This is a genomic window from Bifidobacterium bifidum ATCC 29521 = JCM 1255 = DSM 20456, from assembly GCF_001025135.1.
Lineage (GTDB): Bacteria > Actinomycetota > Actinomycetes > Actinomycetales > Bifidobacteriaceae > Bifidobacterium > Bifidobacterium bifidum.
This window is the reverse complement of the sequence record NZ_AP012323.1, coordinates 1263671-1285297: the sequence shown is the minus strand read 5'-3', so window position 1 is coordinate 1285297 and position 21627 is coordinate 1263671. Positions and strand designations below refer to the sequence as shown.

Here is a 21627-nt window from a genome sequence, read left to right as displayed (position 1 = left end):
CGAGGCCTTTCGTGGGTGATATCCGACGGGAGATGGAACGGCTGAGGCCGGTCTATGAAACCGGCGTGCTGAGACTGCTGCTCCGTCAGAATTCGATGATGTACGTGGCGCTGCTCCGCGCGGCCTTCGACCCGTTGACCGGCGAGCTGCCCCGTGAGACCCTGGAGGAAAGCTTCTCGCAAAGCCTGTCCCGGCTCGTCGACTCCGGCGAATACCAGCTCAGGGAGGATCAGACCATCGCGGACGCCTCCCGGCGCATCCTCGCCGACCTGACCCGTGAGGGCGATGACGATTACGCATGGCTCGCCAACTCGCATGACGCCGCATCGCACCGGTTCCTGTACCGTCTCACCGCCCGCGCCCATCGTGCGATCGAGGCGCTGTCGCGGCTTGAGGATGACTCCCGCACGCTGTCGGGCGCGCAGGCGAACTCGATCATCATGGAGATCGAGCATGCGCGCATGCAGCTTACCGCCGACCCCGGCGAGCGCGTGGCGTTGCTCAACCGGGAGATCAAGGCGCGCAAACACGAGATACGTCAGATACGCCACGGTCAGCGGCAGGCGGCGCTCACCGAATCGCAGGTCGAGGACGTGATTGCAGTGATTCACAACACGCTGCGCGGCGTGCCCATAGACCTGCGTGAACTCGTGTTGACCGAACGGGACAACGGTGACGCGCTCCGCCGCCGCATGCAGGCGGGCGACATGAGCGTCGACGACATCCTGACCTCGTACCACGACGAATACCGCAGGTCCTTCAGCGAGTCCGACAGCGGAAGACGCTTCGAGGACGCGTTCCAGGTGATCATCACCGACGAGGGACGGCAGCAGATCGACGCGGCCCTGCGCGACATCGCCCACACGCCGTATCTGGCCGGCGAGTCCGGCGTCCTGCTCGATCAGGTGCGTGCCGAGCTTTCGCGCATCTATGACGGCATCGAGGCGGTGCGTCGCCAGATGCGCGTATCCGACGAGGCGATCAGCCGTCTGGTGCGACAGCAGACCGATACCCGATACCGCACGATGCTCGGCAAGCTCAACCGTCTGTATGCCCATGTCAACGCCGACGCGAAGGCGCATCAGGGCGACGATGCGAGACCGTACCGGACCGATACCGCGGCCGGCAGGTTCCCTCCGCTGCCGTCGCGCCCCGCGCGCCCGATGGTACGAACGACCACCCCGGGATTGTCCGTACCGCAGACACCGGGCGATGCGACCGCGCCCGACCTGCGTTCGATGATCGACAACGGGGGACCGCGGCTGCGGCGCATGGCCGCGCTCATCCTCGAATCGCCCGTCTACGCGGACGACGGGAACGGCGCCATCGACATCGTCGCCAGCTTCAACGGGCTGCCGAAAGCCGAGCGGAAGGAAAGCGAGCTCGTCGGTTTCCTGGGAGAGCTCGGCTGCGGGGACGGAGCCGGTGTCGCATGGCATTGCATATCGGCAGACGGAAGCCCGAGGGACTGGATCACCGGTCCAGTGCTCGCACAAGAGGATGAATTGCACGACATCGTGAAGGAGGACTGACATGAGCGACCTGACGAACGACACCGCCCAGCCGGACGCGGACATGGACATGATTGACGACGACATGACCGGCACCGACAGTGCCGATACCGACAGTGCCGATACCGACAGTGCCAGTACCGGCGCGGATGACATGGGTGCGGTGGACGTCGAATACGATGGCGCGGACGCGGAAGGCGCGGTCAACCCATACGCCCTGTTCGAGGGCGACACGGGCGACATGACCGCCGACGCGCGCATGGTGGCGATCATGCTCAAACGCGAGCGCTACATCAGCGGACGTTTCTATGACCTGGCGCTCGACAACCGCGCGGCGGTCATCCGTTCGCTCAACAACGACCTGCTCGATCTGGTCGTCAACGAGCACTACCGCGTCATGTACGCCACCGCGGTGAGCGGGCCGGACATGACGCTGCGCGCGCTCAAGACCCGTGCGAGCCTCAAACGTGAGGAGGCGGCGCTGCTGGCGTTCCTGCGCATCCGCGTGCTCGAATACGAGAACGCCCACGTCGCGCCGGACGAATGGCTGGTCAGCTTCGAGGAGATCCGAGCGGCGCTCGCCACCGGCGCCGGGTACCTCGCCTCGCGCAACGACGAGGAGGGCGTGCTCAGGCAGGTGGGTGCGATCGTGTCCGTCATGTGCACGTACGGCTATCTCAGGCAGCTCGACGATGACGAGACGATGTACCGCATCACGCCGCTGGTGCCGGTGGTGCTGGACCGTCAGCTGGCGGACAGCTGGCTCGCAGTCGCGGACCGGGACGACGATGACGAGCCGGCCGGTGACATGGCCCCGGCCGGCTCGCGGTCTGCAGCCGGCGATACGTCGAACGCCGATGCGAGCGGCGCCGATGACGATGGCGATTCGGACGATGCGGGACCCGACGCCGAACTGTTCGAGGCTCCGCTGTTCGATGATGACGCCGATGCGGACGCCGCCGAGGACATCAAGGGCGCCGATGATGCCAATGGCGCGAACGACAGCGACATTGACGACGAGACCGCCTCGGACGGCGGCACTGCACGGGAAGGGGAGTGACGATGAGCGGCAAGGACATGCAGATGATCGCCGACCGATGGATGATGGAAAGCAGGAGGCTCGTCAACTGGGGATCCTATGAGGGCTACCATGAGTTCCGTCCCTCCACGGACTCGCAACTGCCGGTGACGTTGCTCGCCGGCGCGAGCGAATCCGGCAAGTCGACGCTGGTCGATGCGCAGATATCGCTGCTCTACCCGACCGGCACGCCCTTCAACAAGGCGTCGAATTCGGGGCGTTCGGAACGAAGCGACTACACCTACCTGCGCGGCATGATCGGCGTGGGAGGCTCCGACGGCGTCGACGAACCGATGTACCTGCGCGGCCGGGACGAGTCCGGCGCGCCCCGGTCCATATGGGGCGCGATCGTCGACACCTACCGCAACTTCACCACCGGTCAGATACTGTCCTGCGGCAAGTTCCTCTATCTGATGCCCGGCGACGGGCGCGGCGACGTCCGACGGCTGTACCTGGCATGGGACAAGCCGATCGACCCGCGCCGCATGGACGTGTTCCGCGAGTCGTCGTTCACGCCCACGCAGCTGAAATCCACGTATCCGGGGTGCGTCACCTTCCCGAACGCCGAGGCGTTCCACACCCATATTTGGGATGTCATGGGCCTGAGCGCGGAGGCATGCCGTCTGCTGGCCCGCATCCAGTCGGCCGACGCCCCCTCCCGCCTTGACGACATCTTCAAACAGGGCGTGCTGGGCGTGCCCGAGGCGCTGGACCTGGCCCGTGCGACCGTGGAGGATTACGAGCGTTACGACGCGAACTTCCGAAGCATGGAGGAAAAGACCAGACGCATGGGCAAGTTGCGTGCCATCACCGCCAGCTATGACGACTACGAGTCGGCCCGTGACGCGGTCCACTCGTTCGACGCGGTGAACCCGGCCACGAAGTCCGGCTCGGCGACGATCCGAGCATGGGCGATCCGCCGCATGATCGGCGAGGTCAACGAACGGCAGCCGCTCGACAGGCGTCTGCGTGACGAGCGACGCAGTGAGGCGCGGGCTGCCGGCAAGCGCATCGAAAGCCTGCGCACCCGCATCGACGCGGTGCGCGAGCGCATGCGAGGCCTCGACGGCGGCGACCTGACACGGCTCGACGCGGAAATGCGGCAGGCGGAACGCGCGCTGGCGGACATCACCGCCGGCAGACAGCGCATCGGGCGCATGTTCGAGGCGGCCGGCGAGGAGTTCCCCAAAGACGAGCACGCGTGGGACGAGCGGCGCATCGAGGCCGTGACGTTCATGCGCTCATATGAGCAGCGCAAGGGACTGCTGGACGACATGCGCAACCAGACGTACGCCGCGCACGCGTCCGTCAAGCAGACGCTGCAGCGGCTGAACGACGATTATGAACGCCAGAAATCGCAGCGCACCCGCATCTCCCGCCAGATGGACGAGACCCGCGCCATGCTGTGCCGGGCCACCGGGCTGGGCCCGAGCGAACTGCCGTACGTCGCGGAGCTCATGGACGTGCGCGAGGATCAGGAGCATTGGCGCCTCGCCATGAACGCCGCATACGGATCCATGGCCCAGACCATCCTCGTCGACAAGCGCCATGAGCGTGGATTCGCAGCCAAGGTCAGCGCCATCGACCCGCACGCCATGGCGCGGCGCACCTGGCAGTTCGTCGACACCGAACGCGGGGGAGCCGGGAACGGGCCCGGCGGCGCGAACACGGGTGCGACCGGCGGAACGGCCGGAGAGGTGTGGCTGTCCTCGAAGCTACGCTACCGCGAGGATTCCCCGTTCGCCGGCTGGCTGCGCGAGCAGACCAGCTCCGAGCGTCTCGACGCCCTGTGCGTCGACGGCATCGACGACTCCGACCATGCCGTGCGGCAGGTGCAGGCCGACGGGCAGATCAAATCCGGCAAACGCGGCCAGCATGGCATCAAGGACCGTCAGCAGGTCATCGGATTCGTCAACGAAAGCTATTTGGCGCAACTGCGCACGCGCATCCAGGACGCGCAACGCCAATGCGACGAGACCGCGCAATCGTACGCGAGCGCGAAGGAACAGGCCGACCGCCTGCAGCGAGAGCGCGAACTCGCCGACCAGCTCGCATACACCGCATGGGAGAAGATCGACGAGAACAGCGCGAAGGCGGCGATCGCCGACATCGAACGCACCATCGCCTCGGTCAGGAACAATCCCAAGCTCGCCGAACTCGACACGTTGCAGGAGTCGCTGTCCAAGGAGCTCGACCGCTCGCAGCGCCAGCGCATCGACATCGAACGGCAGGCCGAGCTCGCCGATCAGGCGGTGAACGCAGCGCAGGCATGGCTCGACGAGCATGCCGCGCAGCCGCAGCCGCAACCGCAGACGCGGCCGCTCGATGGGGAAGCGGCGGACGTTTCGCCAAAAGCCGTCACGAACGGACGGACTCTCCTGACGGACGAGGTGGAGGAGGCGCTCGCCGAATCATATGAGCAGCGTCTCTCCGGTCTGGGGGATGCGACGACCCGCGCCCACATGATCATCGGCGCGGGGGCGCCGCAGCGTATGGCTCAGGGGGATACCTTCGCCGACCGTATCATCGCCGGCATCGGCAAGGACCTGGAGGCGCGCGTCTCCATGCTCGAAGGTCGTGCGGCATCGGCCCGCACCGCCGTCGAGGCGCGGATGGGCGCCTATATCGAGATGTATGCGGGCGGTGACGATACGATCGCCGCCAGCGTGGACGACTACCGGTATTACCAGGACGAGTTGGAAAGCCTTTCGAAGCTCGCCACCGTCGAAGCCACCGCCGTCGAATACCACAACTGCCTCGACAAGCTGCTGATGAGCTTCCTGACCATCAAACGCGCGATAGACACCGACGCCGGAGACATCCACGACCAGCTGGAACGCATCAACGCGATGCTGGACGGCCAGCAGTTCGGCCCGCACCACGGCAGCCTGTCCCTGCACGCGGACGTACGGCGCCCCGAGCGCGCGTTCTGGTCGGCCCTGACCCGCGTGATCGGCACCCTCAACGACCGCAAGGCGGCACAGACGGACGACGATCTTGACGGGGCCCGGTGCGCGTTCGCGTCCTGCGCCGCGATGATCGACATGCTGCGCCGCGAGATCGGGCAGATCAGGGACGTCAACGGCGTGAAAAGCTACGGCGCCCGCAACCTCGACCCGCGGTGCCGATCCTCGTTCTACGCGCTCGTGCGCCACTCGGACGGGCAGGTCGAACGCATCACCTCGACCGGCGGACGGTCCGGCGGCGCCCTGCAGGAGCTGACCTCGTTCGTGTACGGCGCGGCGCTGATCTACCTGCTCGGCGGCGGCATGGACAACAAGCTCAAGCCTTCCTACACGACGCTCTTCCTTGACGAGGCGCTCATCAAGGCCGACGGCCGGTATACGCGGCGCGCGCTGTCCGTACTGCCGAGACTGGGTTTCCAGGTCATCGTCTCCGCCCCTGAAAGCAAGACGGGCGAGATACTGGAGGTCTCCACCAAGGCATACGTGACCCGCAAGGACCCCGACACCGGCTACACCACGCTGCACGAAGCCAGACTGGACGGCATCGATGAGACGGAAGGCGCAGATGAGCCGGAAGGTACCGTCGAGTCGGATGACGCCGCCGAATAGGCGGCGCCGATGACGCGGCAAACCATGGCCAGGATCCAGTACGGCCTGCCCGGCCGGCGTATAGTTGCACTGACATCCAAGGAGCGACAGATATGAGCGACACGAACACCCAGAACACCCAGAACGTCGGCAACGCCGGACCCGTCGCGGCGGCACCCGCCCAGGGCAAGCAGCTGCCGGAGGCATGCGAGCACACCACCAGACACAGCATCACCGTCAATGGCGGCGAACTCGACTATGCGGCGACCGTCGGCACGATACTCATCGACACACCGAAGGTACCCAAGGCCGCGAGCATCTTCTTCACCGCGTTCGACCTCGTAAACGGCGAAGGCAAGACAGACCCGGCCCGACCGGTCACGTTCATCTTCAACGGAGGCCCGGGCTCATCCACCACGTTCCTGCTCATGGGTTCGATCGCCCCGAAGCGCATCAACGTCCCCGACGCCGCTCCGGTGCCGGCCGCCCCCTACGCGCTCGTGGACAACGCGCACACGCTGCTGCCCGTCTCCGACCTCGTGTTCATCGACGCGGCCGGCGCCGGATTCTCCGAGATCCTCGACGCGGCCAAGCCGGAACTGTGGTCGGTGGACGGCGATGTCGCCGGCTTCAGCGCGTTCATCAGGGCGTACCTGAGCAAACACCACCGCTGGAACTCGCCCAAATACGTGCTCGGCGAATCCTACGGCACCACGCGCGGCGCGGCGCTCGCATACCGGCTTCAGCAGGACGGTGTGGCGCTGAACGGACTGACGCTCATCTCCAACGTGCTCGACTACACGTTCACGTCCGACCTGATCGACGAATTCTACGTCGGATATTTCCCGTCCTATGCGTCCGTGGCGAAATATCACGGCCGAGCCGCGTCGGACGTCAAGCTCGACGAGCATCTGAAGGCCGCCCGTGCCTTCGCCGCGGGGCCGCTGCGTCTCGCCCTGGCCGCCGGGGACTCGCTTGACGACGAGACCCGGCATAAGGTCGCACGCCGATACGCCGAGCTGACCGGACTGGACGAGCGGTATGTCTACGATTCCAATCTGCGCGTGTCCGACCCGAGGTTCCGCAAGGCGCTGCTGCATGACGAAGACAAGATCGTCGGACGCTACGATGGCCGCGTCGCCGGCTACGACCTCGACCGCATGAACGACGAGGAGACGTTCGTCGTCGACGACGCCTGGCTCGACCCCGCGTATTCGAGCCTGTGCAACGCCTATCTGCGCGATGAGCTCGGCTGGGACCGCGTGCCGGAGCGCAAGGGCTTCGCCGACTTCGACTGGAACGCCACCGAGCCGGGCAAGGGCTGGATGTGGTGGCACCGGATGCCCGGCGAATCGGGCTGGGTCATGACCCAACCGAACGTGCTGCCCGATCTGGCCGCGGCCATCGCGCACCAGCCGACCATGAAGGTGCTGCTCGGCAACGGCGTCTACGACCTGTGCACGCCGTTCTTCCAGACCGAATACGACATCGATCACCTGATGCTGCCGAAGCCGCTGCGCCGCAACGTGGCCTTCGCCTACTACCCGGCCGGGCACATGCTCTACAGCAGCGAGGCGAGCCTCGCCAAGTTCACCGCCGACCTCACGCGGTTCTACGCGTCCGATGTGAGCGGACTGTCCGCGATCGACGAGCGCCCGGCGGCCGTGGTCCCGTCGATATCCCTGTAGTCGCGGGTGCATCGTGACGCCGGACGCATTCCGTCATCGGCGTTACAGCCGATCGGATATAGGTCGATGCCTGTAGGATGTGTGATGGCACGGATTCATGCGGCGACGGTAAGGACGAACATGATTGACGAAGTGGTGTTTCTGCGGCACGGACGGACCGCCTTCAATGTGGCGAGGCGGTTGCAGGGGCAGATCGACGTGCCCCTCGACATCATCGGCCAGTGGCAGGCCGACCAGAGCGCGTCGGAGCTTGCGCGACGCTACTACTGGGCGAAGGTGGCCAACATCGCCCGGCATCCGGATACGCTGGCCCAGCCGGGGCCGGGGGCGGCGAAATCCAGCGACATCGAGGAATACCGGCAGGTCCCCGCATCCTCGCGACGCATGGTCGTCGTCTCGTCCGACCTGTTCCGCGCGTTGCAGACCGCGCACGCGTTCGCCGATATGCTGGGGCTGGACGTGACCGCGGACGCGCGCCTGCGCGAACGCAGCTTCGGGCAGTGGGAGGGCATGACCCGCGACGAGATTCGAGCGGAGCATGCCGACGCCTATGATTCGTGGCGGGTCCACACCGGCGGCGAGCTCGCGTTCGGCGTGGAGAGCCGCACCGCCACAGGACTGCGCGGCGCCGATGCGGTGCTCGACCTGGTGCGCGGCATCAACGCGGAGCATGCCGATGAGCCGACCACCCTGATGCTCGTCGGGCACGGCTCATGGCATGTGGCCACGATCGAGACCCTGCTCGGCATGGACCCCGACAACCTGAGCAACCTGGATGGCATGCGCAACGCGTTCTGGTCGACGCTCAGACCGGTATACCGGCCTTCGGGCGGCGTCGAATGGATGATGACGGCATTCAACCAGGGGCCGGCGGTCGCTGCTCTGTGCGATTGGGAGAACGGCCCGCAGTCCCTGCACGGCCCGCACATGCCGATGTGGAAGCCGATCGAGGGGTGAGGCCGGCGGCGGGGCCGGCCGTGGCGGATTTGCAAGTCGTGGCATAAGGGCTATCCTTGTTGAGGCTTCCAGACGACGTGACATGCCGCCGCGGGTCCGGTCATGTTCGGTAGTGTTCGGTTATGAGAGGTGGGTGAGACTACATGTTGAGGATGTTCAGCACGATTAACGGCCAAGTGGAGCAGATCGAAAAACCTGAGAACGGCTCCTGGCTGTGTCTGTCCGAACCCACCGACGTGGAGCTCGCCACGGTCTCCCAGCAGACCGGCGTCGACCTCGCCGACCTGCGCGCCCCGTTGGATGACGAGGAACGTTCGCGCATCGACGTCGAGGACGATTACACGATGATCATCGTGGACATCCCGACCGTCGAGGAGCGCGGGGGCCGTGACTGGTACGAGACCATCCCTCTGTCGATCATCGTCACCGAAGACCTCATCATCACCGTATGCATGCAGGACACGCCGGTGCTGCACCCGTTCATGGAGGGAACGATCCGAGGGTTCAACACGTTCATGCGTTCGCGCTTCATCCTCCAGATCCTCTACCGCAACGCCAGCACATACCTGAGGTACCTGCGCATTATCGACCGCGAAAGCGACAAGCTCGAATTCAAGCTGCGTCACGCCATGCAGAACCGCGAGATCATGATGCTGCTTGAGCTGAGCAAGACCTTGGTCTATTTCACCACGTCGCTCAAATCGAACGAGATCGTCATGGAGAAGCTGACCACGCTCGCGCGCATCCAGCAGTACCCGGACGACGAGGACCTGCTCGACGACGTCATCATCGAGAACAAGCAGGCCATCGAGATGGCGAACATCTACAGCGGCGTTCTCGCGAACATGACCGACGCCTTCGCCTCGATCGTCTCCAACAACCTGAACAACGTGATGCGCATCTTCACGATCATCTCCATCACGCTGTCGATCCCGACGCTGATCTTCTCCATGTACGGCATGAACTTCGTGCCGGGGCAGCTGGGCATGCCGTTCACCGGCAAGACATGGGGCTTCACGCTGATCATCGCGATATCCGTCGTGCTCTCCGCCGTCGTCGCGTGGTTCCTGACCCGTTCGCGCATGTTCAAATGACGGGAACGGCATGACAGGGCTGCAACACACGAAGGCGGGGCGCCGGCGCATCATGCGTCGCTTTTCGGCGGCGCTGGCTGCGGTGCTGTGGACCGCGGGATCCCTGACCGCCTGCGGCTCCTCGAGTTCCCGGGATGATGCGAACGGCGTGTCGATACGGCAGCCGGAGGGGCCCACGGTGTCGATCGGCGTCGCCTCCGACCAGCCCGGTCTGGGCGTATGGCACAACGGCGGGTATTCGGGCTTCGACGTGGATGTGGCCCGTTACGTCGCCAAGGCGCTGGGATACGCGGACAAGCAGATCGTCTTCAAGCCGGTGACGCCCCGTTCCCGCGTCTCCATGCTGGAAAGCGCGCAGGTCGACATGGTGGTGTCCAGCTTCGGCATCACCGAACGGCATGAGTCGGCGGTGACGATGACCGGCCCGTATCTAATCGTCCGGCAGGATCTGCTGGTGAGGGCCGCCGACGCGGGCGACATCACCGGCATCAAGGACATGAACGGGCGCAAGGCGTGCGTGGTTGCCGGCAGCGACGTGACCGACGCCGTGCGCAGCCAGGCGCCCAAGGCGTCCATCGAGGAGCGTGACGATTACGGGCAGTGCCTGACGTCACTGCTCATCGGTGACGTCGACGCCGTAGCCGCGGGCGACGCCATCCTCACCGGCCTCGCGACCGTGAAAGGCAACGGGTACGTGCAGGTGGTCGGGGCTCCGTTCGGCGAGGAGCGATACGGCATCGCGGTCAAGCACGGGAATACGCAGCTCGCCGACAGCATCGGTGACATACTGAGCGACATGATCGACGACGGCACGTGGCGGCAGGCCGTGCGGGGCATGCGCCGGCAGATCGGCTACACTGTCGACTCCAAGCTCAATCCGCCGGATCCCGCGGCATCGTCGGACACGGCGTCGTCGGACCCGGAGCAGGGCGACGAATGATGAAGGCCGGCGGGCTGCGCGCGGCTCGCCCCGTCGGCGTCGCACGTCGATTATCGACCGGATGCGCGGCATGCCATGACCTGCGTGAGGATGGTGTCCAGTTGCGTGGCGATAATCCTTGTCTATGAGTGACAACGAGAAGACCACGCAACCCGCGTCCACCGATTCCACCGAACCCGCATACCGTTACAACGCGGCACTCGCGCAGGACATCGAAGGCAAATGGCAGAAGATCTGGGATGACAAGGGCACGTTCTGGGCCGCCAACGTCAACGGCGACCTCAAGGACGGCAAGGGCCGCAACGCAGACGGCCGCCCGGCATACTTCGCGATGGACATGTTCCCATACCCGTCAGGCAAGGGCCTGCACGTGGGCCACCCGCTGGGCTACCTCGCCTCCGACGTGGCCTCCCGCTACCACCGCATGAAGGGCGAGAACGTGCTGCACGCCATGGGTTATGACGCCTTCGGCCTGCCCGCGGAACAGTACGCCGTGCAGACTGGGCAGCACCCGCGCGTCACCACGCTTGCCAACATCGCCAACATGTCCCGCCAGCTGCACCGCATGGGACTGAGTTTCGATGACCGTCGCTCCTTCGCGACGATTGACCCCGGCTATGTGCGCTGGACCCAGTGGATCTTCTCGCGCATCTACGATTCCTGGTACGACGAGGACGCCGTGAACCCCTCCGGCTCCAAGGGCTCCGCCCGCCCGGTCAGCGAGCTCGTCGCCAAGTTCGAATGCGGCGAGAAGGCCATCCCCGGCCATGAGTCCGACGGCAAGGCGTGGGCCGACCTCGACCAGGCCGAACAGCAGGACATCCTCAACGACTTCCGCCTCGCCTACATCTCCAAGTCCCCGGTCAACTGGTGCCCGGGGCTGGGCACCGTGCTCGCCAACGAGGAGGTCACCGCCGAAGGCAAGTCCGAACGCGGCAACTTCCCGGTCTTCCAGCGCGAGCTGCGCCAGTGGTCGATGCGCATCACCAAGTACGGCCACCGCCTCATCGGGGACCTCGACGGCATCGACTGGCCCGAGAAGGTCAAGCTCATGCAGCGCAACTGGATCGGCGAATCCCACGGCGCCTCCGTGCACTTCACCGTGGCCACCGCCGACGGCAGCAAGGACATGGAGATCTATACCACCCGTCCCGACACCCTGTTCGGCACCACGTTCGCCGTCGTCTCCCCGGAGCATCACCTGCTGGAGAACGTGCCCGCCGAATGGCCGGCCGACGTTCCCGAGGATTGGAAGGGCGGCTACGCCACCCCGGTCGAGGCAGTGAAGGCCTACAGGCTCGCTGCCGAGGCCAAGACCGCCAAGGATCGTGTGGATGAGGGCGGCGAGAAGACCGGCCTGTTCACCGGCCTGTACGCCACCAACCCGATTACCGGAGCCAAGCTGCCGCTGTTCACCGCCGACTACGTGCTCATGGATTACGGCACCGGCGCCATCATGGCCGTGCCGGGCGGCGACCAGCGCGATTACGATTTCGCCGTCAAGTTCGGTCTGCCGGTCATCTACACCGTCAAGCCCCTGCCCGAATCCGGCGACGACCTGGCCAATTACGAAGGCAAGGCCCCGTTCGTCTCCCACGACGGCATCGTGATCAACTCATCCGTCGAGGCCACCGCCGCCAAGGGCGACGCGCTGAGCCTTAACGGCCTGCGCGTCGATGACGCCATCGCCAAGGTCAACGCCTGGCTCGAATCCGCCGGCGTGGGCAAGGGCACGGTCAGCTACCGTCTGCGCGACTGGCTGTTCTCCCGCCAGCGCTACTGGGGTGAGCCCTTCCCGATCGTCTATGGCGAGGACGGCACCCCGCACCTGCTGCCGGACTCGGCTTTGCCGATCAACCTGCCCGACGTGCCCGACTACGAGCCGCGCACCTTCGACCCGATGGACGCCGAGTCCAACCCGGAGGCGCCGCTGAGCCGCAACGAGGACTGGGTCAAGGTCGAGCTCGACTTGGGCGACGGCAAGAAGACCTACTATCGCGACACCAACACCATGCCGAACTGGGCCGGCTCCTGCTGGTACTACATGCGTTACATCGACCCGTCTGACACCGAGCACATGGTCGAGAAGGACGAGTTCGACTACTGGATGGGCCCGAACCACAACAAGTACTCGGGCGACGAGGGCGGCGTGGACTTGTACATCGGCGGCGTCGAGCACGCCGTGCTCCACCTGCTCTACTCCCGCTTCTGGCACAAGGTGCTCTTCGACCTCGGCTACGTGGATTCGGCCGAGCCGTTCCACAAGCTGTTCAACCAGGGCATGATCCAGGCGTACGCCTACACCGATGACCGTGGCCAGTACGTACCGGCCGACGAGGTCGTGGAAGGCCCCGCCAGGGCTGACGGCGAGCCGACGTTCACGTGGAACGGCGAGCACGCCAACCGCGAGTTCGGCAAGATGGGCAAGAGCCTGAAGAACATCGTCACCCCGGACTACATGTACGAGAACTACGGTGCGGACACGTTCCGCCTGTACGAGATGAGCATGGGCCCGCTGGACGAGTCCCGCCCGTGGAACACGCGCAACGTGGTCGGCGGCATGCGCTTCCTGCAGCGACTGTGGCGCAATGTGGTCGACGAGACCTCCGGCGAGGTGCACGTGACTGAGGACACCCCGGATGTCAAGACCCTGAAGCTGCTCAACAACACGATCGCCGAGGTGACCGTGGAGATGGAGGGCATGCGTCCGAACACCGCCATCGCCAAGCTCATCGTGCTCAACAACCACCTGACCTCACTGCCCGCCGTGCCGCGCGCCGCCGTCGAGCCTCTGATCCTCATGCTCGCACCGATCGCGCCGCACATCTGCGAGGAGATGTGGTCCAAGCTCGGGCATGACGAATCCCTGTCCGCCGAGCCGTGGCCCGTCGCCGACGAGAAGTACGTCGGCCATGACACCGTCACCGCCGTGGTGCAGATCAAGGGCAAAGTGCGTGCCAAGCTTGAGGTGCCGGTTGACATCGACCCGGCCGACCTCGAAAAGCAGGCGCTTGAGGCGGTCGCCGACCGGTTGGGCGGCAAGACGCCGCACAAGGTGATCGTCAAGGCCCCGAAGATCGTCTCCATCGTCCCCGCCGAGTGATTCCGCCGGCGACACGCCGAAAATGTGGATAACTCCCGAGCCTTCGACCACATAGGCCGATTCGGCTGGACTTCATGCCCATGTTCCCTCACGCTGGAAGCATGGGCATTTCTCATTCAGGGGATCAAACGGCGACTCGGCGGTTGCGCGGCATGGACGATGGCCGCCACGCCGGGATTCCTGCCGTGCCCGACGTAATCGGGATCGGAACATCTGTCGCGACGGATGCCGGAACGGGCGTGTCTCCTCCTCCGGCGCCGCCACCGGGGGATTTTTCCAGACCGGTGCCGTCGCATGGCGAGAGTCATACCGAGAAACATGCCGACGTGGCCGATTCCACCACGCCTGCCGTCGAGCCAATAAGCCGTCTGATGGGTGTGCGCCCTGACGACGGCATGCGAGGCCAGTCCGCGAAGCGGGACGTGCCGCGGCTGAGATTCCGCCCGTTCCACGCGGTGACGGTGATGCTGGTGCTGACCACGGCCCTGTGCGCGAGCCTGACGATGCTGCTGCAGCAGTCCCTGCGGTACGTGTCGGCTCAATCCCATAACGCCGCGATGCAGAATGCGGGAGGGAAGGAAACGGGTATCGCCGAAACGTTACCCGGTGGAAGTGACGGCAGCGACTCCATGAATGGCGACGGGTCGAACTCTGGTGGAACGGGCTCCGATCAGGAGAATTCCGGTGGGGCGGGCGACGCTGAATCGCAAGGAGACGGCGTGGAGTCCTCCGCGGGCAGTCAGGCTGCGCAGAACGGGCGATCATCGCAGCAGGGGAGTGACGGTTCGGACGATGGGGCCACCGCAGATACGAGGATCGATCTCAATACCGCGACCGCAGAGCAGCTGGATTCCATTCCCGGCGTGGGGCCGGTGACCGCGCAGCGCATTCTCGATCACCGGCGCAGCATCGGGAGGTTCACCAGCGTCGACCAGCTGCTGGATGTCTCCGGCATCGGCGCGAAGACGCTCACCAAGATACGGCCGTGGGTGCGTGTGTGAGGTGGGGGATGAGGAGACGGTACATGCGGGATGACGGGCATATGCAGGGTGGCGGCTGCCACGACCGCCGTCGGAGGGACCATACCGGAAGGCGTCGCGACTCGACCGATGGGCATCGGGAACGCCCGTCATCGCGGGCCTTCGCCATCCGCCGCGAAAACGGCGGTAGGGACTTCAGGATGCTGCCGGCGGCTCTCGCCGCGTGGATGGCTTCGGCGGCGGCTCACCAATGGTGGCGATGGCTGACCTTGATGGATGATGACCCGATGTCGGTCACGGGGTATGCGATTGGTGCGTTGGCTGTGATGCTGCTGCCGGTGGTCCTCGTTGTGCCGTCGCTGGCGGCACACGGGCTGATACGCCCGTTGCGAGCCTCGCTCGGGGATGCCGTGGCCGTGATGGCCGTGGCCGGACTACTGTCGGCCGCCGCGGCGGTGACCGCGGACAGTGTGCGCTGGCATGATGCGGCGCATGTCCAGGCCCGTGACGGGCCCGCCGACGTGGTGGCCGTGGTGCGGGTGCGCTCCCCGGCCGTATCGTCGACGGTGAGGGGTTCCGATTGCCAGGTTGACGGGCGCGTGGTGTCGCTGTCCATACGGCGATCCCCGGCGAATCCGCTGTCGGAACGCTCGCCGGTGCCTTCGCGCGCCGATATCCGCGTGCTGTTGTCGGGAGACGTCTGTTCGGCGCTGACCGACACGGCGGTCTACCGTTTTCCCGGCACGCTGAGCACGGCGTCGTATGGCCGTCAGCCGCTGTGGCTGACCTGTGACGATATGCGCGTGCCGGATGTGGTTTCTGCGCCTTCCGGAACGGCCCGCATCGTCAAGGCCATGCAGCAGGGGCTACTGCGCGCCTGCGACCGCCTGTCGGATCAGGCGCGCGTGCTGGTGCCGGGGTTGACCGTCGGCGTGCTCGGGCAGGATGCGGTCCGGGTGCGCGATACCGCATTCGGTGCGGCGTCACATGGGTCTGAAGAAGGCCTGTCATCGGGGACGGAACGTGTCGGCGGCGTCGATGCCGCGTATGCGGCGCTACTCGAGGAGCAGTTCCGGCGCAGCGGCATCATGCACCTGATGGCGGTGTCGGGAGGGCATTTCATGGTCATCGCGGGGCTGGTGCACAGGCTGTGCTCCCGCGTGCTCGCCCCTCGATGGGCGACAGGACTGGTGATGGCGGTGTCGGACGTGATGCTGGCGATAGTCGTGTTCCCATCCGATTCGGTGCTGCGCGCATTGCTCATGGGACTGTTCGGCGCTGCCGCAGTGGCGGCCGGCCGTCGAGGGCAGTCGGTGAGTTCGCTGAGCTGGACGGTGATCATCGTCCTTCTCATCGCTCCCTCGATGTCGGTCAGCTACGGTTTCGCGTTGTCCTGCGCGGCCGTATTGGGCATCGTGCTGTTTGCCGGCCCTTTGACCGATTGGCTGGCGTGCATGCTGCCCCGATTGCTGTCGGCTCCGCTCGCCATGACCATCGCCGCGCAGTCGCTCACCCTGCCGATACAGATCCTGATGGATCCGCAACTGCCTCTCGCCTCGGTGCCGGCGAATCTGCTCGTCGGCCCGGTCGTGGGATTCGCCACCATGGCAGGGCTCGCCGCGCTGTTCATATCCTGGCTGATGCCGCAATGCGGATACGTCTTGGCCTGGATTGCGGGATGCGGCACGTCCGTCATGGAACGCGTCGCCGCGATGGTGTCGGACAACGAGTTCGCGACCATGCCGTGGGCCGGTGGCATACCGGGTGCATTGCTGATGGTGTTGGTCGAATCGGCGTGCGCCACGGTGCTGATACTGGCCACCCGATGGTTGCGTCTGCTGCGATCCGACGGATCCGGCGACGGCGGCCAGTCGTTCCGTCCCCGTCTGCGTGACCGGATACGGATATGGTGGTTGCAGACCGTAACGATGTTCGACGGCGACACCGACGGAGGAGACCGGCCGGTGCCGCACACGAAAGTCGCGGCGGGAGCCATTCCCGTCGCATCGATGACGGGAGCGCATGACGGCTCTTGTCCAGCTGTATGGGAAGATGGAGACCATGGCAAACAAGGCAGGCTCGCAAGCCCCGTTCATCATCGTGTTCGGCGGTGACGCATATCTCAATAAGCGAACCGGGCGCGATCTCATCCGCCGTGCGCTGCACGATCGGCCCGACGCCGAGCGCATCGACCTGGATGCGACCGGCTGCGACCAGTACGCATTCGATGAGGCCGTCAGCCCTTCCCTGCTCGCCGATGTCGCCGTGGTCGTCGTCGACAATCTGCAAAACGCCGACGACAAGCTGGGCGAATCCATGGTGCGCTACTGCCGTCAGGCATGCGCCGATCCGGGTGCATCCAGCATCGTCATCTGCCGGCATGAAGGAGGGGTCAAGGGCAAACGGCTGCTCGACCAACTCGTCAAGGCGGGCGCGTGCAAGGAGACGGTCGCCGACCTGAAGAAACCGGAGGCGAAACTCAACTTCGTGCTGCAGATATTCGAGGGGGAGCACCGCCGCGTCGAGCCATTGGCCGCCCAGCAGCTCGTCGCGGTGCTCGGCGAGCGGACCGGAGAAATGGCCGCCATGTGCTCCCAACTGTGCTTCGATTTCGATGACGACCCCATCACCCTGGATCTCGTCAACCGGTACCTGACCTCGAACCCGCAGGTGACCGGTTTCTCCGTGGCGGACAAGGCCATAGCCGGTCGCACGGCCGAGGCCATCATCGCCATGCGTTCCGCCGTCGAACAGGGAACGGACCCCATCGCGCTGATCGGCGCGCTCGCGATGAAACTGCGCACCATCGCCAAGGCATCCGCAGTCAAGGCCGGCACCATCACGCAGGCCCAGGCGAAAACGAACCCGTGGGTGCTGAAAAACGCCATGAGACAGCTTTCGGGTTGGACCTCGGCGGGACTCGGGCAGTGCATCCGCATGCTCGCCTGGGCGGACGAACAGAGCAAAACCAACGGGGGCGACCCCGTATACGCGCTGGAGAGGTGCATCGAACTGATCAGCCACAAAGGAAGGGACTGACCGCGCCGGAGAACGGCGCCCTGCGGCGAGGCGACCACGGCCGGGTGCCCGCAGAGCATGCATGACATGAACGACGACATCGAAATTGAAACAGGAACGGCAGGGACGGGCATGAAAGAAACGATGGAAACAGCAGAAACGGGCAACGCCGGCGTGACACGGAACCAGGGAGCCGACGCCGCGCATCCCGTCGTTGTGCGCGTGCCCACCGACGACGACATGCGCGAACTGGGCCGGCGTGTGGCCTTGCTGCTGCACGGCGGCGACGTACTGTTGCTGTCGGGCCCGCTGGGCGCAGGCAAGACGACGTTCGCGCAGGGCATCGGCGCCGGATTGGGCATAACGGAACCCATCGTGTCGCCGACGTTCACCATCGCCCGCGAACTTGACGGACGATTCGCCGACGGGTCGCACGCCCACCTGGTGCATGTCGACGCGTACCGCCTCGGCGGCGACGCCTATGCGCCCGGACAGGACGTCGAGGAAAGACTGCTGGACGAGTTGGAATCGCTCGGTCTCGACGAGGAGCTGGAGGACCCCGGAGCCAACACCGTGATCCTGATGGAATGGGGTGAGCAGATGGCCTCCACGTTGGCTCCGGAACGTCTGGAAGTCCATATCGACCGCCCGCTCGATGACGGGCAGGACGACAAAACCGCGCAGAGGCAGCCGACAAGCGATGGCACCAGAGTCGTCACGCTGGTACCGGTCGGCCCGGCGTGGGATGGGGCGCGCATCTCGCGATTCACGACCCCGACCGCCTGATGATGGTGACTGACGGACGATGTAGACTCGTACAGGTTGCGTATGAACGGGAGGAACAAATGCAGGCGACTGATGGTTGCACGTTGGTGATCGACACCTCGTACGGTTCGACCGTGGGAGTCGTGGGGCATGAGCCCATCGTGGAGACCGATTCGCGCACCCACGTCGAGAAACTGCAGGTCAACATCGCCCGTGCGATGGATGCCGCCGGGCTCGGTCCCGCGGACATCAGCTGCATCGTCGTCGGCGTCGGCCCGGCCCCGTTCACCGGACTGAGGGCGGGGCTGGTCACAGCCAAGGCGCTCGCCTTCGCCACGGGGGCCCGGCTGATCGGTCAGAACATCCTCGACCCGCAGGACGCCATGTTGCGCGCCGCCCTGCGCGGCGATGCCGTCATAGCGGACGCGGCCGGATTCCTCGCGGATGTGTCGCATACGGCGCAAAATGGCCAGGCGAACGGGAGACCGGAGCCGGAACATCACATCACTCTGTGCGTGAATGACGCCCGTCGCAAACAGTTGTACTTCTCCCTGAACCATGAGGCTGGCGTGACGGGCTCAGAGACGGATTCCTGCCATTGGATCGCTATGGACATCGACTACCCCGGCCATATCGTGGAGCGGGTCAACGCCGAGGTACGCCGTCGCGCGGAGATTGGCGGCATGCGATACATCGTGGACGTGGTCGGTCACGGGGCGGCCCGATACGCCGACGCATGGCAAAGCCTGGATGCTCTCGGCTCGGTGGTCGAGGGATCCATTCTGGAGGCGGGGGCGGCCGGCTTGGCGATGTTCGCCGAGATGGCGCTGAAACATGCGGACGACGAAGCGCCCGTCGAACCGCTGTATCTGCGCCGGCCCGATGCCGAAGTACCCAGCCCGCTCAAACACGTGCTGAACCATGCGGGCGCGCAGAGGGCGGACTGATGCTGCGCGAACTGGACGATATCGGGCGGGAGACGGCCGTCGGCGCGATAAGGGCGCTGGAAGTCGAGCTGTTCGGCAACCATGCGTGGAGCGAGGCCTCGATCAGGCAGGAGCTCGACGCGCCGGCACGCGTATACGTCTTCGACGTGGACGAGGCGGATGGGCGCGACACGGACCGTGAACCCGCCATCCGCGGATTCGCCGGATACTGGTATGACGGCGACGACGCGGAGATCATGGACATAGGCGTCAGCAAGACCCATCAGAGGCAGGGCATCGCGGTCGCGATGATGAATCACCTGATATCTCGCGCACGTCGACAGGGAGCCAGACGGATGCTGCTCGAAGTCAGCGTCGTCAACGACCCGGCCATCGCGTTGTACCACCGGTTCGGATTCCAGCGCATCGGACTGCGCAAACGGTACTACCAGCCGGAAGGCATCGACGCGTATGTGATGGCGCTTGACCTTGAACCGCGCATCGTCGGGTTCAGCGGCAATGGCGGTGTGGCTGGTGCCGCCGGTGATACGTCCGCCGCCGGCGACATGACGAAACAAACAGGACAGGAGACGCAACCATGAGCGAACCGATCGTACTGGGCATCGAATCGACATGCGACGAAACCGCCGCTGCAATCGTACAGGGGCGCACGCTGCGTTCCAACGTCGTCGCCTCGTCGATGGAGGAGCACGCCCGTTATGGCGGCGTGATTCCGGAAATCGCCTCTCGCGCGCACGCCGAGGCGTTCGTGCCGTGCGTGTCCCAGGCGCTCTCCGACGCCGGGTTGGAACTCGGCGACGTGGATGCCATAGCGGTGTCGGCGGGCCCCGGCCTCGCCGGATGCCTCGCCGTGGGCGTTTCGGGTGCCAAAGCGCTTGCATGGGCGGCGAACAAGCCGTTGTACGGCATCAATCATGTCATCGGGCATATCGCCGTCACGCAGCTGCAATTCGGGCCGTTTCCTAAGGATACGCTGGCGCTGATCGTGTCCGGTGGACACACGTCGCTGCTGCATGTGCGCGATGTCGCGCGGCATGTCGACGTGGTCGGCACCACGTTGGATGACGCTGCGGGGGAGTGCTTCGACAAGGTCGCGCGTTTGCTGGGCTTCCCGTACCCCGGCGGCCCGCATATCGACCGTCACGCTCAGCTGGGTGATCCCAAGGCCATCAAGGTGCCGCAGGGCCTGACTCAGGGGAAGGCCGGTGCGGCGCATCCGTATGATTTCAGCTTCTCCGGCGTCAAGACCGCCGTCGCACGGTGGATTGAGGAACAGCAGGCTGCGGGGCGGGACGTTCCCATTGACGACGTGTGCGCTTCGCTGGCTGACTCCGTGGCCACGGTTCTGGCCCGCAAGGCCATGCGCGGGTGCGAGCAGTATGATTCCAAGACTCTGATCGTAGGCGGAGGGTTCTCCGCCAACTCGCAGCTGCGTGCGAAGCTGCTCGAATACGGCGAGCGGGCCGGAGTCGAGGTGCGCATCCCTCGGCTCAAGCTGTGCACCGACAATGGCGCGATGGTCGCCATGCTCGGCGTGAACCTCGTAGAGGCCGGCGAGGCCCCTTCCTCGCCCGATTGCCCCATCGATTCCGCCATGCCCATGAACAAAATCTGCATGTAGCCCCTCCGCCTCGCGGATTGCACTCGCCTACAAACAGCGGGAATTCGCGGGCGAAACCGTCGATAAACCGATAATTTGCTTGCGTCCACGGCATCCGACTGTCAGTTCTCGTCATCAATCAACCATTGGAATTACAGGCGACACGCCGAGGCGAGCACTCAAGTTGCATCCATGCGATTTGTGTGTAATATATTCATCTTGTGCACAGCAGTTAGCTCAGCACAGGAAAACATTCCTGCGTAGCTCAGTTGGCAGAGCATCCGACTGTTAATCGGACGGTCGCTGGTTCAAGCCCAGCCGCAGGAGCCATAGAAAAACCCTCAACGGAAACGTTGAGGGTTTTTGCTTTCCCGCGCTCATCCCGCACCTGC

At 65.3% G+C, this 21627-nt stretch carries 15 protein-coding genes and 1 tRNA gene; all 16 read left to right on the top strand.

What is annotated here, in order from left to right; genetic code table 11:
* The first annotated feature begins 11 nt into the window (after nucleotides 1-11).
* The 16 genes from BBBF_RS05395 (at nucleotide 12) to BBBF_RS05320 (ending at nucleotide 21565) form a co-directional block, all read left to right on the top strand.
* Nucleotides 12-1532 carry a DUF3375 domain-containing protein gene (locus BBBF_RS05395; protein WP_003813389.1) on the top strand — a complete coding sequence of 507 codons (1521 nt, stop codon included), beginning with the start codon at nucleotides 12-14 and terminating at the stop codon, nucleotides 1530-1532.
* 1 nt (nucleotide 1533) lies between these two features.
* On the top strand, nucleotides 1534-2571 hold the full coding sequence (locus BBBF_RS05390; protein WP_021648092.1) for a DUF4194 domain-containing protein: 1038 nt from the start codon (nucleotides 1534-1536) through the stop codon (nucleotides 2569-2571).
* A gap of 2 nt (nucleotides 2572-2573) precedes the next feature.
* On the top strand, nucleotides 2574-6164 hold the full coding sequence (locus tag BBBF_RS05385; RefSeq protein WP_021648091.1) for an ATP-binding protein: 3591 nt from the start codon (nucleotides 2574-2576) through the stop codon (nucleotides 6162-6164).
* Between the two features lie 92 nt (nucleotides 6165-6256).
* Nucleotides 6257-7831 carry a S10 family peptidase gene (locus tag BBBF_RS05380; protein ID WP_021648090.1) on the top strand — a complete coding sequence of 525 codons (1575 nt, stop codon included), beginning with the start codon at nucleotides 6257-6259 and terminating at the stop codon, nucleotides 7829-7831.
* Nucleotides 7832-7951: 120 nt separating this feature from the next.
* Nucleotides 7952-8788, top strand: a complete 837-nt coding sequence (locus BBBF_RS05375) for a histidine phosphatase family protein (protein WP_003813380.1) — start codon at nucleotides 7952-7954, stop codon at nucleotides 8786-8788.
* Nucleotides 8789-8931: 143 nt separating this feature from the next.
* Nucleotides 8932-9882, top strand: coding sequence for a magnesium transporter CorA family protein (locus BBBF_RS05370; protein ID WP_003813378.1), 951 nt, complete (start codon nucleotides 8932-8934; stop codon nucleotides 9880-9882).
* Between the two features lie 10 nt (nucleotides 9883-9892).
* Complete coding sequence (locus BBBF_RS05365) at nucleotides 9893-10822, top strand: transporter substrate-binding domain-containing protein (protein WP_021648087.1); 930 nt, start codon at nucleotides 9893-9895, stop codon at nucleotides 10820-10822.
* Nucleotides 10823-10946: 124 nt separating this feature from the next.
* Entirely contained in the window at nucleotides 10947-13925 is a 2979-nt protein-coding gene (gene leuS / locus BBBF_RS05360) for a leucine--tRNA ligase (RefSeq protein WP_021648085.1), read from the top strand.
* A 284-nt stretch (nucleotides 13926-14209) separates the two neighbouring features.
* On the top strand, nucleotides 14210-14926 hold the full coding sequence (locus BBBF_RS05355) for a ComEA family DNA-binding protein (RefSeq protein WP_033510261.1): 717 nt from the start codon (nucleotides 14210-14212) through the stop codon (nucleotides 14924-14926).
* 179 nt (nucleotides 14927-15105) lie between these two features.
* Complete coding sequence (locus BBBF_RS05350) at nucleotides 15106-17019, top strand: ComEC/Rec2 family competence protein (protein WP_231855210.1); 1914 nt, start codon at nucleotides 15106-15108, stop codon at nucleotides 17017-17019.
* Complete coding sequence (gene holA, locus BBBF_RS05345) at nucleotides 16967-17944, top strand: DNA polymerase III subunit delta (RefSeq protein WP_003816492.1); 978 nt, start codon at nucleotides 16967-16969, stop codon at nucleotides 17942-17944. The genes BBBF_RS05350 and holA overlap by 53 nt, the downstream gene beginning before the upstream one ends.
* 219 nt (nucleotides 17945-18163) lie before the next feature.
* Nucleotides 18164-18709: a tRNA (adenosine(37)-N6)-threonylcarbamoyltransferase complex ATPase subunit type 1 TsaE gene (gene tsaE, locus BBBF_RS05340; RefSeq protein ID WP_171023367.1), complete on the top strand. Its 546-nt coding sequence runs from the start codon at nucleotides 18164-18166 to the stop codon at nucleotides 18707-18709.
* A 59-nt stretch (nucleotides 18710-18768) separates the two neighbouring features.
* Nucleotides 18769-19635, top strand: a complete 867-nt coding sequence (gene tsaB, locus BBBF_RS05335; RefSeq protein WP_033510257.1) for a tRNA (adenosine(37)-N6)-threonylcarbamoyltransferase complex dimerization subunit type 1 TsaB — start codon at nucleotides 18769-18771, stop codon at nucleotides 19633-19635.
* The gene (gene rimI / locus BBBF_RS05330) at nucleotides 19635-20216 is read left to right on the top strand and encodes a ribosomal protein S18-alanine N-acetyltransferase (protein WP_003813365.1); all 582 of its coding nucleotides are present in this window, start codon (nucleotides 19635-19637) and stop codon (nucleotides 20214-20216) included. Before tsaB ends, rimI begins: the two co-directional genes overlap by 1 nt.
* Nucleotides 20213-21256 carry a tRNA (adenosine(37)-N6)-threonylcarbamoyltransferase complex transferase subunit TsaD gene (gene tsaD / locus BBBF_RS05325; protein WP_003820753.1) on the top strand — a complete coding sequence of 348 codons (1044 nt, stop codon included), beginning with the start codon at nucleotides 20213-20215 and terminating at the stop codon, nucleotides 21254-21256. The genes rimI and tsaD overlap by 4 nt, the downstream gene beginning before the upstream one ends.
* A gap of 233 nt (nucleotides 21257-21489) precedes the next feature.
* Nucleotides 21490-21565, top strand: a tRNA-Asn gene (locus BBBF_RS05320).
* The last annotated feature ends 62 nt before the right edge of the window (nucleotides 21566-21627 follow it).

Bases quoted from the DNA above. Each gene is read 5' to 3' on its own strand.
- BBBF_RS05390 (WP_021648092.1), top strand. From the start codon at position 1,534: ATGAGCGACCTGACGAACGACACCGCCCAGCCGGACGCGGACATGGAC.
- BBBF_RS05375 (WP_003813380.1), top strand. From the start codon at position 7,952: ATGATTGACGAAGTGGTGTTTCTGCGGCACGGACGGACCGCCTTCAAT.
- BBBF_RS05370 (WP_003813378.1), top strand. From the start codon at position 8,932: ATGTTGAGGATGTTCAGCACGATTAACGGCCAAGTGGAGCAGATCGAA.
- tsaE (WP_171023367.1), top strand. From the start codon at position 18,164: ATGCGCGAACTGGGCCGGCGTGTGGCCTTGCTGCTGCACGGCGGCGAC.
- BBBF_RS05350 (WP_231855210.1), top strand. From the start codon at position 15,106: ATGCTGCCGGCGGCTCTCGCCGCGTGGATGGCTTCGGCGGCGGCTCAC.
- rimI (WP_003813365.1), top strand. From the start codon at position 19,635: ATGCTGCGCGAACTGGACGATATCGGGCGGGAGACGGCCGTCGGCGCG.
- BBBF_RS05365 (WP_021648087.1), top strand. From the start codon at position 9,893: ATGACAGGGCTGCAACACACGAAGGCGGGGCGCCGGCGCATCATGCGT.
- BBBF_RS05385 (WP_021648091.1), top strand. From the start codon at position 2,574: ATGAGCGGCAAGGACATGCAGATGATCGCCGACCGATGGATGATGGAA.
- leuS (WP_021648085.1), top strand. From the start codon at position 10,947: ATGAGTGACAACGAGAAGACCACGCAACCCGCGTCCACCGATTCCACC.
- tsaB (WP_033510257.1), top strand. From the start codon at position 18,769: ATGCAGGCGACTGATGGTTGCACGTTGGTGATCGACACCTCGTACGGT.
- holA (WP_003816492.1), top strand. From the start codon at position 16,967: ATGGCAAACAAGGCAGGCTCGCAAGCCCCGTTCATCATCGTGTTCGGC.
- BBBF_RS05380 (WP_021648090.1), top strand. From the start codon at position 6,257: ATGAGCGACACGAACACCCAGAACACCCAGAACGTCGGCAACGCCGGA.
- tsaD (WP_003820753.1), top strand. From the start codon at position 20,213: ATGAGCGAACCGATCGTACTGGGCATCGAATCGACATGCGACGAAACC.